The following is a 15454-nucleotide window of genomic DNA, read 5'->3' as shown; positions in this document are numbered from 1 at the left end:
TCCTTCATTTGATTTGATCAATAACATGTTTCATAATTTTTTAAAATAATTATCATTTTTCTATGCAAATTGTTAGAAAAGAAATAGCCCCATTACATATATCAGTGGATATTACACTTGAGCCTTCAGATTATACCCCTGCGGTGGATAGTGAGTTAAAAAAATTTAAAAATCAGGCCCAACTGAAGGGATTCCGAAAAGGTAAGACTCCTGAAAGTGTCATAAAGAAAATGTACGGAAAGTCAATCCTGGCTGATATCATCAATAAAACCCTTCAGGACAAATTATATGGCTATCTTGATGAGGAGAAAATCAACTACCTTGGTCAACCACTTCCGGATGAAGATAAAAATAATATCACAAGTCTTGACATCAATCATCCCGTGGACTATGCTTTCAGTTTTGAGCTGGGTATTGCTCCAGAGGTAGATGTCAAAGGTGTCTCTGAAACGGATGTCTATACTAACTTCGATGTAGATATACCTGAACATCTCGTAGATGAAGAACTTACAGCGGCAAGGAGGCGTCAGGGTGAGAGAATAGAAGCCACCGATACTATCGAAGAAATGGATATGCTCAAGCTTGAAGCATCAGAAATGGATGGAGATGCTGTCAAAGAAGACGGATGGAAGACAGATATCTCTATTTTGGTCAAAGTAATCGACAATGAAGATGTAAAAAAAGATATTCTTACCAAAAAGGCAGGTGATACCATTGTTTTTGATGTATTCAAACTGGAGAATAAAGATAAGGATTATATAAGAAAGTACATCCTAAAGGTACCAGCCGATAATGATCAGGAGATAGGTGATATCTTTACTGCAAGGATAGCAGAAGTATCCAGGATCGTCCCTGCTGAGATTAATGAAGACTTTTTTAGCAGCTTTGGAGACGAATCAGTAAAAGATGAATCATCACTAAGAGAATTTCTCAAAAATGACATCAAAAAATACTACGATCAGCAGGCCGAACAGTTTATGTACCGTGAGATAATGGATTATCTGGTGGACAATAATAAGATAGATTTGCCTGAGGAGTTTCTGAAAAAGTATCTGAAAGCTACTAATGAAAATGTGAATGAAGAAATATTGGAAAAAGAATTTGACGCATTTGCAAAAAATATGCGGTGGTCATTACAAAAATCCAGTCTTGCAAGGAGATTTGACATAGAAGTGTCCGAAGAAGACATCAAAAGACATTTTATAAACTCTGTTTTTTCATACATGAGATCCTATGGAAACATGGATTATTCGTTTATCACTCAGACGGTAGATCGGCTTATGAAAGACAAGGAACAGGTCAATAAAGCTTATGAAGAAATTCTAGCTGATAAAATTTTTACCAAAGCAGGAGAGATTGTCACCAAAGACAAAATCAGTATTTCTGTAGATGATTTTACACAAAAAGTAAAGGAACTCAACGAAAGGGTTAACAATTTGTAATCTCAGTTGTTAAGTGTATGGTTTCAATTTTTATTTTTTACAGTTTAATTCTATTTATCAAAAATTAGTTTCTTTTTTAGGAGTTTTATCCCGTTGGATCTTAATCCTATGGGTTGAAATCAATTTTGCAACATTTTATAAGATAGATAGTAAATACAACTGTAAGTTTGAATTTATCACTCAATTAAACGGATTATTTAATGCATTCACAAAACGAGTTTAAAAAATTTGCTGTCGGTCATATGGGCATGAGCAGTATGCATCTGGACAAATTTATGGAGACAACTGTTCCCGATATCAATGGTTTTACACCACAAGTGATAGAAGAAAGACAGATGAACATAGTTGGTATGGACGTTTTTTCCAGACTTATGATGGACCGTATCATTTTTATGGGAGTTCCCGTCAATGATTATGTTGCCAATGTCATTCAGGCACAGCTTCTGTTTCTGGAATCCACTGACCCCAAAAGGGATATTCAAATGTTTATCAATAGCCCGGGCGGCTCAGTGATAGCTGGTATGGGCATCTATGACACTATGCAATATGTCGCACCGGATGTGGCTACAATATGTACTGGTTTGGCGGCATCTATGGGTGCTGTATTACTTTGTGCGGGCAAAACCGGAAAGCGTACTTGTCTTCCGCATTCCAGAGTGATGATACATCAGCCATCAGGTGGTATGCAGGGACAGTTTACGGATATGGAGATTTCCTACAAACTGATCAAGAACCTGAGAAATGAACTCTATGACATCATGGCTACCCATACCGGCAAAACATTTGAAGATATCGAGAGAGACTCAGACAGGGACAACTGGATGACAGCCACAGAGGCAAAAGAATACGGATTGGTAGATGAAGTGCTGGATAGAAAGTCAGCTACAAAAAAACCTTAAATCAAAGTAATATCCTTTAGTATGTCAAAATATAAGGAAAATATTAAATGTTCATTTTGTGGCAAAGACAAGCGTGATGCACTTATGCTCATAGCCGGAATAGATGGCCACATATGCGAGTCATGTGTAGAGCAGGCACATGAAATCATATCAGATGAATTGAAGCCATCAAAAAAATCTTCATCGAAGAAGGATAGTTTAGCCGGACTTCCAACAAACATTACACCGGCTCAGATAAAAACATTCCTGGATCAGTACGTCATTGGTCAGACTGATGCAAAAAAGTATCTTTCGGTAGCTGTCTACAATCATTACAAAAGGCTCAATAGTATCAACACAGGAGATGTCGAAATAGAAAAGTCCAACATCATCCTTGTAGGTGAGACAGGTACAGGTAAAACATTACTTGCAAAGACTATTGCCAAGTTTCTTGATGTACCATTTGCCATAGTAGATGCTACAGTATTTACTGAGGCAGGGTATGTCGGTGAGGATGTCGAAAGCATGCTGAGCAGATTGCTTCAGGCATGTGACTTCAATGTAGAAGCCGCACAAAGGGGTATCGTGTATATAGACGAGTTGGATAAAATTGCCAGAAAAAGTGACAACCCATCTATCACACGTGACGTATCCGGTGAAGGAGTGCAGCAAGCCTTATTGAAACTGCTCGAAGGTACAGATGTAAATGTGCCGCCACATGGAGGTAGAAAACATCCAGAGCAAAAGATGATCAAGGTGGATACTTCCAATATTCTCTTTATCTGCGGAGGAGCATTTGCAGGGATAGAAAAAGTCATATCCAGGAGACTCAACACTCAGGTCATAGGTTACAATCATGACGATAAAGAACATTTCGACAGAGAAAATATGCTCCAATACATCACTCATCAGGATCTCAAACATTATGGACTTATTCCGGAGTTGATAGGTAGACTTCCAGTCCTGACATATCTCGAACCATTGGATAAGGGTACCCTGCTTGCTATACTTACCGAGCCTAAAAATGCCTTGTTAAAACAATACAATAAGCTATTTGAAATTGAAGGCATAAAGTTGGTCTTTGACAAAGAAGCCATCGATTTTATTGCCGACAAAGCATTGGAATATAAGTTGGGTGCGCGGGGTCTAAGGTCTTTGTGTGAAGCTATACTTACAGATGCAATGTTTGAGTTACCATCACAAAAAGATATCAAGGAGTTTGTAGTGGACAGGGTCTATGCTGAGGATAAGATTTCAAAAAGTGCCATTAGGAAGTTGATAGCAGCGTGATACTTTGACTCAATAGGATTGATAGATACATTTTGAGAGCATATCCTAAGCAAAATAATGATGATTGGTTTATTTAATCCATCATCACTGTAATAAACTCTTCTCAGGCATATCAAACTCTTTAGGATTCATACTTTTTATCCAATCTGAGATGAGGGTCACACCCTCTTCGTGCACAACGGTACGTCCAAGTTCAGGCATCATAGCTCCGGGATTGGTGCTTTGCATCCTGTAAACCAGTATGGATTGATCAGGATTGCCGGGAACAATAGAATAGGTATGTCCGCCCGTGCCTGCACCTGCAGAAACTGTTGCCTTGTAAATCCCCAGATTCAGATCTATAGGACTATCGAGCGTCAATGTCAGACCTGAAGTATTTGCTGCACCATGCGGATTGTGGCAGTGAGCACAGTTGATGTCGAGGTATGCCATTGCACGTTCATGAATACTTTGTGATTTGTCATCCATGTTTGCAGCTTTGGGATGCAGTTGATTTGGATCGTACCCTTTCAGATAACCCACAGATTGCCATTTTGCCAATTGATTTTGTGTACCTTCAGCATAGACAAAATCTTTATTCAGATGAGCTACTTTTGGTCCTATGGGTGTAAACTTACCTTTGTAAGTATGGCAGCTCTTACACTGATTTTTATTGGGTATGATGTATTGTATTGACATCTCTTTTCCTTCGTTGTTGACCCATGAGACAGGAAGGATATCACCTGCTTTGTCAAATTGCGCTTCAGTTTGCTCTTTATTCCAGATGTAGGTAAGTACTTCCCATCCTTTATCATTGTTTATCATCAAACGGGTCTCTATGATTCTTTTGCCTTGTTCAGGTTTTCTTTCGTCGAGCAAGTAATAAAAATTTTTTATCAGCACTGTTCCTTTAGGAAATTCCAGGACGTGATCGGTAGTATATGACGCAGAGCTACCTTTTGGCATCCATACAAATCTTGCCTTGTAAGCATAATCGGTAAATAATGGTGTATTCAGATCGTAAGGCAATACATCAGCTCTTGGTGACAGGTCTGAAAGTTTTCCTTCGAAAAATCCGTATTCCGACAGTTTTTGTTTGACATTCGATGTTTGACTTATCTGATCTGATTTCTTTTTACAACCTGAAACCAAAATAAAAATCAGGATGGAAATGGAAATTAATGTTTCACGAAAATGCATATAAGATATAATGATTAAAGTATGAGTTTATAAAATATTTATATCATTTTTTGGTAACATCCCCTGAAAGCCATGCACTATGACAGGAAGTATCAAAAGCCTCCAATGTGCAGTCGAATTGACTGATATCTTTTGACATGTTTTTTAATATCTCTTCGGGTTTTTGTCCTTTATACATATTGAAACACAAAAAAGTGGCATTTCCGTTTTTTGAGATGCATATACCTTGCACTTTGCCTTGTGCATCAATGAGTTCTGGAGAAAACAAACCATCCATGATGATATCAGATGGCTTTCCTTGTAATACGCCATGGATTAGTTTTCCGAAATCAGATTGCTGGTCTATTGGTCCTGTTGTGCCGGTGATTTCGTTGTCATGTATGTTTATATTTCTGTAATATGGGTCATAATCTTTTGATTTGAAAGGAACACCAGTCAGCAACCATGAGTTGATGGCTATACCCACAGATTTATTGTTTTTGATGGTATTTTTATACATTTCGATATTGCGGTGAGCCATGATTATCATCCCGGAGCCAGACGGAATTGTAGAAACCACCATGCCTTTTGGAGCGAAGTTTTCTCCATTATTATCTTCCATTAGATTGTTGTAGAATTTGATTTTATCGCCTTTAGCTTGTGGCAAATCAGGCATATCAAAAATCAGCATACCTCCGGCATTTTGTTTAGCAATATTATTATAGACTTCACCACAGATAGTATTTTCAATTTCGATACCTGCAACATTGTTGTGCGCATAATTTTCCCTGACGATGACATTGGTACTTTGTCCTACATATATGCCGGCATCCATGGCGTATGATGCTTCACACTTTTCCATCAGTACACCGGTACAGCTGACCGGATATAAACCATATGCTCCATTAGTCGGACGCTTGCCACCAGTCCATGTAGTTTCCAGATCTCTCATGATCACATTGGTACAAGCCTGCACTTTGATGGCATCACCCTTTGAGTCAGCCACTGTAAATCCTTCCAGTGTCAGGTTTTTGACATTTTTGATAAGCATACCTTCAGCTCCTGAAATCTGTCCTTTGAACGAAAGGATGGTCTTTCCTTTTCCACTTCCCTTGATGGTGATGGCCGGGATATCTTGTAGAGAGATACCCCCTTTCAGGTCAAATTTTCCTTCGGGCAATATAAATACTGATCCTTCAACAGCATCTATGAGCTTCGACTGTAAGTCCTTTTCAAAATTGTCCGCTGCTATGTTTAATTCAGTTGTGGGTGAGGAAGTCGGTTTTTCTTTGCATGCTATGATGCTTATGATGAATAAAAAGCAAAAGATGTGTTTCATTGATACATTGATTTTAAGAATGGATAATACATTTAATATATAATTTATTTTTTTTATATTTTTTTATTACAGATTCATATGCTTTTTCCATATCTGAATTATTAAAAATCTACCTGAAATGCTATCACAGGCACAAATCCACCACCTCTGTACTGAATGTATGTAGTATTAGTAACAGCATCATATCCTATACCAGAAGCATTGATCCTGTTGATAGCATTCTGTACATCCAGACTGATACTTCCGGCATATTTTTTAGCATTGAATCTATACTGTATTCTGGTATCCAACCTGTAGTATACCGGCAATTGCCCTGCATACTCGGCTTCGGATTTTGCAATGTAAGACCCTGCGATCTGGCTCAATACCGGATCATAAGGTGTATAACGACCACCGCCACTGAGCAGAAACCGGCCACCGATCTGTAATGTTTTGTTTTGTCCCAGTTTTACCTCTTTGCCAAAAGTAAATGAAGAAGTCAACCCTGCAGACCATCTGCTCCTGTATGTTTTTCCATCTGCCGGTGTAAAATCGGATTTTAGATAAGACCCCGTTGCCAGGAAATAGTATGAATTGGAAAAAAGCTTTTCAACAGCAACATCAATACCCATGTTAGTGCCTTTTCCATTGCTTTTCACCTCAAAGAGAGGATATCCATTAGTCTGATTCAACAACCAGTATTTATCTTTTATATTGGTCGAAACCGGAACGTTTGATAATGTCTGATAATAGGCTTCCAGACTGATTTTCATTTTATTTTCAGTGTAAAAATGCTAAGCACCTACGAGATGATTGGCTTGAAGGAGTTTAATGTTTTTGTTTGTAAATTGTCCTCTTTGATCCTGGAAATAATATGACATCAATGGCAGGATTTGACTATGGATGCCATATGCCAGACTCAACTTATGTCTTGATGAAAAACTATATTGGGCAGATAATCGAGGGTCTATGGCATTGCTGTTATTGGCAAATAGATGCAGGAAGTGATACCCAAAATTGACAGATAATCTTGGCGATGGTTGCCATGATGCCTGTGTATATTGTTGCAGCGTCTGTGTACTGCCCGATCCATTAACTTTGGCAACCACTTCAAAACTATTGATATCATTCAATCCTCCAACCGGCAATCTGTCCCTGAAAAAATCAAAGAATATCTGATGAGCTATCAGACCTGATTTTATTCTCCACTGGGTATTGGGGATGTAATTGAAAGTCAGTGATGTGGATAATCGTGTATCGGTAAAACTTTCTGTATGATATCTGAAATGTTTGTTGTCCAGTCCAATAGTATCATTTTTTCTATCTATTCCTGAACCGATCAAAGCTACGACCCCTTTGATGAAATATTTATCACTACCCAGGTAGGTCCACGTAGTACCTATGGTTCCCATTTTTGCGGGTTTATCCTGAAATTCTCTATGATCAAAGTAAGCAGGATTGCGTTTGCTCAGATCATATTCAGGAAGATATTGCTCCAGACTCAAGCCACCGATCCCAAATACAGTTCCGGATAATTTAGAGTTTTTGGTTTTGAAGCCTATATTAAAAGAAAAATCCTGAAAATCATTGACGACTCTTTCTCCCACTAGATTAAATCCGGCTTTATTGAGCAGACTCAAGGTAGAGTATCTGTAATTGAGGAGATAAGACGATTTACCTTTGCGGATCGGACCTTCAGTAGATATATCCAGACCTATGATTCCTAACTTAATCCGATGGTTGCGCGATTCAGTATTGCCTTTTCTAAACTGTATATCAAATGCTCCGGAAAGTGCATTGCCATATTCTGCTGCCATTCCACCGGTAGAAAAATCAGATTTTGCCAATAACTGGGCACTAAAAATAGTAATTCCACCTGTAGCCGAACCTATCAAAGGAAAATGATTCGGATTGGGGATATCGATACCCTCAAGCCTCCAAAGGATGCCAATCGGAGCATTACCTCTTACAATGATAGTATTTTCGTTTTCATCATTTCCTTGTTTTACGCCGGGGAAAGAAAGGGCCACACGTCCGGGATCATTAATTCCTGCAGGAATTCGATCAGTCTCTTCAGCTGTAAAAGATCTTGAACTTACCACAGAAAGCGGATTGACTGCTTCAAAAGCATTTTTTGTACCTGTTATCAAAACGTCTGCTATTATTTGAGAGTTTTGATTGAGTTGGATTTCTAAAAAATCGGATCTTCCGGTAGAAATAATGATGCCTTCTGCTATTGTGGGTTCATACCCAAGATAATTACAAACTATATTAATACGACCTACAGGTATATTTTCAAGTAAAAATGCGCCGGATTCATCTGTTACCGAAGCGATAGTAGTACCTTCCACATAAACTGTCGCTCCAATTAATGCCTGTTTTGTGCTTTTATCTATGACACGACCGTTGATGTTTTGTGTTTTTTGAGATTGTACATTCAGGGCAATAAATAATATCATTATAATAAAAAGTAATCTGCCAAACATGTAAGATGGATGTTTTAACCTACTATTTGAAGGGTTAATTTTATTCATAAAACGATGATGCTATTTAGAGATGGCTAATGACAGCCAAATGTAAAAATATTAATCGAATGGTTGGGAATGAATTTAGTTTTTTCTGAATAGCGGACTCGTAAGTTTCCACTTTCATTGTTGTTATTAGCAAGTATAAAGCAATTTATATGCGTATTAAAACAGGGTGAACAATCACGTGTGTATAACAACCTGCACTTTTTCAGTGTTCTTTTTAATAAATGGTAGAAACGTGGTTGAATTGGGCGGGTCGTCACTTTTGGGAATGAGGGTAGCGGGCAGTTTAAACAATTTTAGTGCAAAAATGGGGAACCCCAGCTATTGTAATATAGTTTTGATATATAGGCTTCTTTCTTACCAAGGACAAGTTAGCCACAAATTTCTTTATTAGAGAAAATAACTTCTATTTTGTTATACACGCAACAAACACTATTTTTTACGATTTAGATCATTTTATTCTATCTTTGTTTTTTATTAGCTTTGATGGAAGACAAAATACAATCATACAGACAACCATTGGTCACAGCGACCGGTATTATACTGGGATTTATCCTCAATTTTGCATCATCATTTGTGAAGGCAGACAGTGGCATTAGTGATTTTTTGGCATATACAGTTGCCATTTCTATCCTGTTTGGTATCGTGGCTCTGATAGTAGTGTTGCAGAGAATCTTAAGGATGAACTACAACAGAGATCAAGCTGAAAAGTATTACCAAAAGACACTCAACTATTTTATTTTTGGTGTAAGTATTTCCTTTTTGGGCGTGATGATAGATATGTTTAGTCATTTTATGTCATGATCGGAATTGATTTACTGAAAATGAGTACATTATAATGAAAATAAAAATTTTAACATCAATCCTGGTCTTGCTGAGTATTTCAATTTTTGCACAGGAAGATCATTACTGTAATAAAGCTCATGCTGCCCGCAGATTTTTTATGCACAAGGGAGAAAGAGGTCCTGTAGCACATGATGATTTTGATATGAAGTATTACAGGTTTGAGTGGTTTATCGACCCTGCTGTTAATAATATATCCGGTACAGCCACACCATATTTTAAAGTTGGGAACACATCTCTTAAAAATATCAGCTTTGATTTTTCTAATCAGTTGATCATAGACAGCATAGTGTGGCATAACACCAAACTGAAGTTTACACAACCTTCGACTTATAAATTGGAAATTGAACTACCTGTAACACTTCAGGCTGGAGTATTTGACAGCATTTCCATCACTTATCATGGAACACCACCTTCCGGCGGGTTTGGGTCTTTTATCAAGAGTACACATAATAATACTCCTGTGATATGGACACTTTCAGAGCCATTTGGTGCTCAGGATTGGTGGCCAACTAAAAATGGTCTCGAAGACAAGATCGACAGCATAGATGTGATCATTTCAACTCCGCCTGCTTATCGAGCAGCAAGCAATGGAATGTTGGTCAGGGAAATAATCAATACCAATGGTACAAAAACCTATCACTGGAAGCACCTGTATGCCATCACACCATACCTTGTTGCTTTTGCTGTGACCAATTATCAGGTATATCAGGACAACGTCAAGTTAACTGACGGCACCAATATGCCAATGGTCAATTACGTGTATCCCGAGAGTCTCACCGCTGCTCAAAATGGTACGAAAGCTCATGTAAAGGCATTGGAATACTTTGATTCCTTGTTTATTACATATCCATTCAAAAAAGAAAAGTACGGCCACGCCCAATTTGGTTGGGGAGGCGGAATGGAGCACCAGACTATGAGTTTTGTAGTTAATTTTGACTGGGGCCTGCTGGCGCATGAATTAGCTCACCAATGGTTTGGTGATCTGGTGACATGCGGTAGTTGGGTAGATATCTGGCTCAATGAAGGATTTGCAACTTATCTCGAGGGATTGAGCAGAGAGCGTTTTCCACAGACGGTAGATGACTGGCAAAAGTGGAAGTCCGGAAAAGTCAATTCTATCATATCCAGTCCGGCAGGCTCTGTAAAAGTGGATGACTCTCTTTCTGTCAATAGAATTTTTAGTAGTAGATTATCATACAATAAAGGAGCTTACCTGCTCCATATGTTGAGATGGAAACTCGGAGATCAGGTGTTTTTTCAGGCAGTAAGAGATTATTTAAACGGAAGTTCTTATAATTATGCTAAAACTCCTCAGTTGAAACAATATATGGAAACTGCTTCAGGCCAAAACCTGAATTCATTTTTTACAAAGTGGTATGAGGGTCAAGGTTATCCCACGTACAATATCACATGGGCTTCTACCGACGACAAACTTAAAATAAAAGTTGAGCAGACCACTTCCCATGCTTCAGTTGATTTCTTTGATATGCCATTACCATTTGTCATCAAAGGTGGTACGACTCGTAAAGAAATCAGATTGGAAAATACGAGTAAAATACAGGAATTTACTATACCTACAGACTTTAAGGTACAGGAAGTGCAATTTGACCCTGCTTTATGGTTGGTTTCAAAACATACCATCCTAAACAATCCTAATCTGCTTAGTGATGTGGACGACATTGTAGATGCGTGGACGGTTGCACCCAATCCGGCATCATCTTTCATTTCTTTTACAACTCCTGAAATAAACAAAACCAGATACTCCATAATGGCTTCAGACGGCAAAATCATCAACCAAGGTACCTGTGATCAGGAAAAAACGGTTTTGGATATTCAATATTTATCACCCGGTCATTACATGCTCTTTCTCACAACCGGCGTTAAAGTTCAAAAAGTATCTTGGGTTAAGTTGTGACGACTTCAAATTTGAACCCACTCCTAAATATCTTCGATGAAGTGAAAAAATATTATTGATATCTATTGCATTGATAATCAAATGTATACTTTTAATGGAAGGGTGAAAAACATTTGATTATCATCAAATATTCGTTTTAAGATTAGACTCAAATTTGAAATCTGATAGGTTTTGATCAGATAAAGATCATCTGTAATCATAATTTAAATCATCAAACTTTGATTGTACTGTCTTGCTCATAATGTGTAACTTTGGCGCTTCATACACCATTTAGGAAGATGATCACAAGAGAAATGAAAACAAAAGTAACTCCTGAAAACATTGAAGTTAAATCACAGTATCAACCAGAAGATATCAAAAATTTACAGCATTTAGGATATCAGGCAGGCATTCCGCCATTTCTGAGAGGTCCCTACAGCACTATGTATCTTACATCTCCATGGACGATCAGACAGTATGCAGGATTTTCTACTGCTGAAGAGAGCAATGCCTTTTACAGGAGAAATCTGGCAGCCGGTCAGAAGGGATTGTCTGTAGCATTTGATCTGGCTACACATCGTGGTTACGACTCAGACCATCCGAGAGTACCTGGTGATGTGGGTATGGCGGGTGTTGCCATTGACACCGTAGAAGATATGAAAATACTGTTTGACGGTATACCTCTTGATGAGATGTCGGTGTCTATGACTATGAATGGTGCTGTCATACCGATTTTGGCATTCTTTATCGTAGCCGCTGAAGAGCAGGGTGTGTCTATGGAAAAACTGAGTGGTACCATCCAGAACGACATCCTGAAGGAGTTTATGGTAAGAAATACATATATCTATCCACCAGCTCCTTCCATACATATCATTTCTGATATATTTGGGTTTACGGCAGCGCATATGCCCAAATTCAATAGTATCTCCATAAGCGGATACCACATGCATGAAGCCGGTGCACCTGCCGATATAGAGCTGGCATACACACTGTGTGATGGTGTAGAGTATATCAGAGCCGGGCTCAAAGCAGGATTGGATATAGATAGTTTTGCATCCAGGTTTTCATTTTTTTGGGGTATAGGGATGAACATGTTTATGGAGATAGCCAAAATGCGGGCAGGTCGTCTTTTATGGTCTGAATTGGTGGCTGATTTTGGTGCTAAAAAATCCAAAACATTGGCTTTACGAACCCATTGTCAGACTTCAGGATATAGTCTTACTGCACAGGATCCTTATAACAATATATCCAGGACCTGCATCGAGGCCATGGCAGCGGCGTTCGGAGGTACACAGTCACTACATACCAACTCATTGGATGAAGCTATCGCCTTGCCTACTGACTTTTCAGCCAAAATTGCCAGGGATACACAAAAATATCTGCAAAGTGGGACTAAAATCACTTCGTCCATAGACCCCATGGGTGGTTCTTATTATGTGGAGTACCTGACCGATCAATTGGTAACTAAAGCAAGAAAACATATAGAGGAGATAGAATCACTTGGAGGGATGACATCTGCTATCGTCGCAGGTATACCAAAGATGCGTATTGAAGAAGCCGCTGCGGCCAAGCAAGCACGTATAGACAGTGGACATGAACACGTCATAGGCGTCAATGCTTTGGTAGCAGATCACGAGTCAGAACTTGATATACTTAAAGTTGACAATTCTAAAGTACGTAGTGAACAGATTGCCAGAATCAATCAGGTAAAGTCATCAAGGGAAGAGCAAAAAACACAAGATGCACTTTTGGCTATCACTGCATGCGCAAAATCAGGCCAAGGCAATCTTTTGGAACTCGCCATTGAAGCTGCTCGTCACAGAGCGACTTTGGGAGAAATATCGATGGCATTAGAGGTTGTATTTGGTCGGTTTGCCGCTACCAACAGGACTATCACAGGCGTATATGCACACGAAATAAAAATGGATAATAAATTTAAAGAGGCTCTTGAACTATCGGACAAATTTGCACAGCTCGAAGGCAGAAGACCGCGTATCATGATCGCAAAACTTGGTCAGGACGGTCATGATCGTGGAGCAAAAGTGATAGCTACAAGTTTTGCTGATTTAGGTTTTGATGTAGACATGGGACCATTGTTCCAGACTCCTGAAGAAGCGGCAAGACAAGCTGCCGAAAACGACGTACACATCCTGGGTATCTCATCATTGGCCGCGGGGCACAAGACCCTTGTACCCGAAACGATCAGTCAGTTGAAAAAGATAGGCAGGGAAGATATCATGGTCGTTGTCGGTGGCGTCATTCCACCTCAGGATTATCAGTTTTTGTTTGATGCCGAAGTTGCTGCTGTTTTTGGTCCCGGGACTATTATATCAGAGGCAGCATCAGAGATATTGAAGCTTATGATTTCAGGATTGGAACAATAGTCAAATTGGCGAAATTTTAAAATAAAGTGATCAGTCGCCAATATGAATACAATAGTAGATGAATTTTTCGCAAACCAAATTACTTTAAGTTTACGTAAATAATCACCACCAACTCGATTTTCGACTGCTACTACGGCTTGAAGTTGTTTTGACACCCAAAACACCGAGCAATCCTCTCGTCAATGTTTGTGCAACTGTACGTCCAATTTGTTTTGTGACCTGACTGTCGAGTACTTTTTCAAAAGTACTTTTTTCCTGTCTTCCTCTTGGCGCAGCTTGTGATGCTGCTTTTTCTTGTTGTTCTCTGAGTTGTTTCTGAATTTCTTCAGACTGAGCGGATTCTATTTTACCGGATAATATTTCATAGGCGCTCTCTCTGTTGATGACTTCATCATATTTGTATTTGATACGGCTGCGGCCCATGATCTGACTGATCTCTGAAGGAGAAAGTACATCCATACGCGATTGAGGAGCTCTGAGGAAACAGTGTACCAACGGTGTAGGAACACCCTTCTCATTGAGCGCCGCTATGATAGACTCACCGATACCCAGTTCTGTGAGCAAAACATCCACTGAATAATAATCCGTAAGTGGGTAATTTTCAGCGGTAAGCTTGATCGCTTTTCTGTCTTTTGCAGTAAATGCACGTAAAGCATGCTGAACCTTCAATCCCAATTGACTCAATACAGCATCAGGAACATCAGTGGGGTTTTGAGTAACAAAAAAGATACCCACTCCTTTGGATCTTATCAGCTTGATGATGGTCTCTATCTGGTTTAACAAGGCTTTGCTGGCTTCATTGAATATAAGGTGTGCTTCATCTATGAAGATGACAAGTTTGGGCTGTTCAAGATCGCCTTCTTCCGGAAAAGTAGAGTAAATTTCAGCAAGTATCTGGAGCATGAATGTAGAAAACAACTTGGGTTTATCCTGAATGTCAGTCACTCTTAGTATAGAGATATATCCTTTTCCGTTTTCATCAATCCGGGTAAGATCACCTACGTCAAATGACTTTTCGCCAAAAAATACATCACCACCCTGTTGTTCAAGTTCTATGACTTTGCGCAAAATAGTACCCACGGATGCTGTGGAGATGGCCCCATATTCGGATTCTATTTGTTCTTTGCCTTCATTGGTGATAAAGTTCAGTGCTTTTTTGATATCATCCAAATCCAGTAATGGCAACTGATTGTCATCACAAAACTTAAAGATCAATGATATTACGCTGGCCTGGGTTTCATTCAGTTCAAGAATCTTAGAAAACAGTACCGGACCAAATTCTGTTACAGTAGCCCTGAGTCTGGCACCTGCATCATTAGACAAACTGAGGAATTCTACAGGACTACCTGAAGCAGTAAACGGTATTCCTATGTTATGATGTCTTTCTTCTATTTTAGGGTTATTTACCCCGGGGACAGCCACGCCTGAAAGATCACCTTTGATATCCATAACCAGACTCGGTATACCTTTGGCTGACAGTTGCTCAATGATGATCTGAAGAGTTTTAGTTTTGCCTGTTCCAGTAGCGCCTGCTATAAGACCGTGTCTGTTTAGTGTTTTTAGAGGTACTTTTACAAAGGTATTGGTCAGTACTTCGCCATCCAATTTTGGTGAACCCAATATAATGGAGTCCCCTTTAAAAGTGTAAGCTTCTGTGATTTCACTAAGGAATTTATTCTTTTTGCTCATTGTATTAATTTTACTTTAAGTATT

General features: G+C 39.0%; 11 protein-coding genes. 6 read left to right on the top strand and 5 right to left on the bottom strand.

All coding sequences use genetic code 11. The features are described 5' to 3' along the window. Positions 1–62: 62 nt before the first annotated feature. The 3 genes from IPK35_20435 to clpX all read left to right on the top strand — a co-directional run bounded on the left by IPK35_20435 (position 63) and on the right by clpX (position 3610). Positions 63–1442 carry a hypothetical protein gene (locus IPK35_20435; GenBank protein ID MBK8055569.1) on the top strand — a complete coding sequence of 460 codons (1380 nt, stop codon included), beginning with the start codon at positions 63–65 and terminating at the stop codon, positions 1440–1442. 200 nt (positions 1443–1642) lie between these two features. Continuing rightward, positions 1643–2341 (top strand): ATP-dependent Clp protease proteolytic subunit, encoded by a 699-nt coding sequence (locus IPK35_20430; protein ID MBK8055568.1) that lies wholly within the window; start codon positions 1643–1645, stop codon positions 2339–2341. Between the two features lie 21 nt (positions 2342–2362). Continuing rightward, the gene (gene clpX / locus IPK35_20425; GenBank protein MBK8055567.1) at positions 2363–3610 is read left to right on the top strand and encodes an ATP-dependent Clp protease ATP-binding subunit ClpX; all 1248 of its coding nucleotides are present in this window, start codon (positions 2363–2365) and stop codon (positions 3608–3610) included. 84 nt (positions 3611–3694) lie between these two features. Here the strand turns inward: clpX and IPK35_20420 are convergent, their stop codons facing one another. From IPK35_20420 to IPK35_20405, 4 genes are all read right to left on the bottom strand, one after another. Continuing rightward, complete coding sequence (locus tag IPK35_20420) at positions 3695–4789, bottom strand: hypothetical protein (GenBank protein MBK8055566.1); 1095 nt, start codon at positions 4787–4789, stop codon at positions 3695–3697. A gap of 43 nt (positions 4790–4832) precedes the next feature. Further along, a complete protein-coding gene (locus tag IPK35_20415) occupies positions 4833–6107 on the bottom strand; it encodes a right-handed parallel beta-helix repeat-containing protein (protein ID MBK8055565.1) in 1275 nt (424 codons plus the stop codon). Between the two features lie 101 nt (positions 6108–6208). After that, a complete protein-coding gene (locus tag IPK35_20410; GenBank protein ID MBK8055564.1) occupies positions 6209–6859 on the bottom strand; it encodes a hypothetical protein in 651 nt (216 codons plus the stop codon). A 21-nt stretch (positions 6860–6880) separates the two neighbouring features. Further along, positions 6881–8572, bottom strand: coding sequence for a TonB-dependent receptor (locus IPK35_20405; protein MBK8055563.1), 1692 nt, complete (start codon positions 8570–8572; stop codon positions 6881–6883). 531 nt (positions 8573–9103) lie between these two features. Between IPK35_20405 and IPK35_20400 the strand changes: the two genes are divergently transcribed. From IPK35_20400 to scpA, 3 genes are all read left to right on the top strand, one after another. Beyond that, complete coding sequence (locus IPK35_20400; protein MBK8055562.1) at positions 9104–9421, top strand: hypothetical protein; 318 nt, start codon at positions 9104–9106, stop codon at positions 9419–9421. A gap of 34 nt (positions 9422–9455) precedes the next feature. Beyond that, positions 9456–11378: a M1 family metallopeptidase gene (locus tag IPK35_20395; protein ID MBK8055561.1), complete on the top strand. Its 1923-nt coding sequence runs from the start codon at positions 9456–9458 to the stop codon at positions 11376–11378. 278 nt (positions 11379–11656) lie between these two features. After that, positions 11657–13741, top strand: a complete 2085-nt coding sequence (gene scpA / locus IPK35_20390) for a methylmalonyl-CoA mutase (GenBank protein ID MBK8055560.1) — start codon at positions 11657–11659, stop codon at positions 13739–13741. 102 nt (positions 13742–13843) lie between these two features. On the opposite strand, the gene IPK35_20385 is transcribed toward scpA, so the two are convergent. Then, positions 13844–15430: a DUF853 family protein gene (locus tag IPK35_20385; protein MBK8055559.1), complete on the bottom strand. Its 1587-nt coding sequence runs from the start codon at positions 15428–15430 to the stop codon at positions 13844–13846. Between the last annotated feature and the right edge of the window lie 24 nt (positions 15431–15454).

The organism is Saprospiraceae bacterium (genome assembly GCA_016713025.1).
Classification (GTDB): Bacteria; Bacteroidota; Bacteroidia; order Chitinophagales; family Saprospiraceae; genus OLB9.
Note: the sequence above shows the minus strand (reverse complement) of the source record. Positions and strands in the feature narration are given on the sequence as shown.

Bases quoted from the DNA above. Each gene is read 5' to 3' on its own strand.
- IPK35_20435 (MBK8055569.1), top strand. From the start codon at position 63: ATGCAAATTGTTAGAAAAGAAATAGCCCCATTACATATATCAGTGGAT.
- IPK35_20430 (MBK8055568.1), top strand. From the start codon at position 1,643: ATGCATTCACAAAACGAGTTTAAAAAATTTGCTGTCGGTCATATGGGC.
- clpX (MBK8055567.1), top strand. From the start codon at position 2,363: ATGTCAAAATATAAGGAAAATATTAAATGTTCATTTTGTGGCAAAGAC.
- IPK35_20420 (MBK8055566.1), bottom strand. From the start codon at position 4,789: ATGCATTTTCGTGAAACATTAATTTCCATTTCCATCCTGATTTTTATT.
- IPK35_20415 (MBK8055565.1), bottom strand. From the start codon at position 6,107: ATGAAACACATCTTTTGCTTTTTATTCATCATAAGCATCATAGCATGC.
- IPK35_20410 (MBK8055564.1), bottom strand. From the start codon at position 6,859: ATGAAAATCAGTCTGGAAGCCTATTATCAGACATTATCAAACGTTCCG.
- IPK35_20405 (MBK8055563.1), bottom strand. From the start codon at position 8,572: ATGTTTGGCAGATTACTTTTTATTATAATGATATTATTTATTGCCCTG.
- IPK35_20400 (MBK8055562.1), top strand. From the start codon at position 9,104: ATGGAAGACAAAATACAATCATACAGACAACCATTGGTCACAGCGACC.
- IPK35_20395 (MBK8055561.1), top strand. From the start codon at position 9,456: ATGAAAATAAAAATTTTAACATCAATCCTGGTCTTGCTGAGTATTTCA.
- scpA (MBK8055560.1), top strand. From the start codon at position 11,657: ATGATCACAAGAGAAATGAAAACAAAAGTAACTCCTGAAAACATTGAA.
- IPK35_20385 (MBK8055559.1), bottom strand. From the start codon at position 15,430: ATGAGCAAAAAGAATAAATTCCTTAGTGAAATCACAGAAGCTTACACT.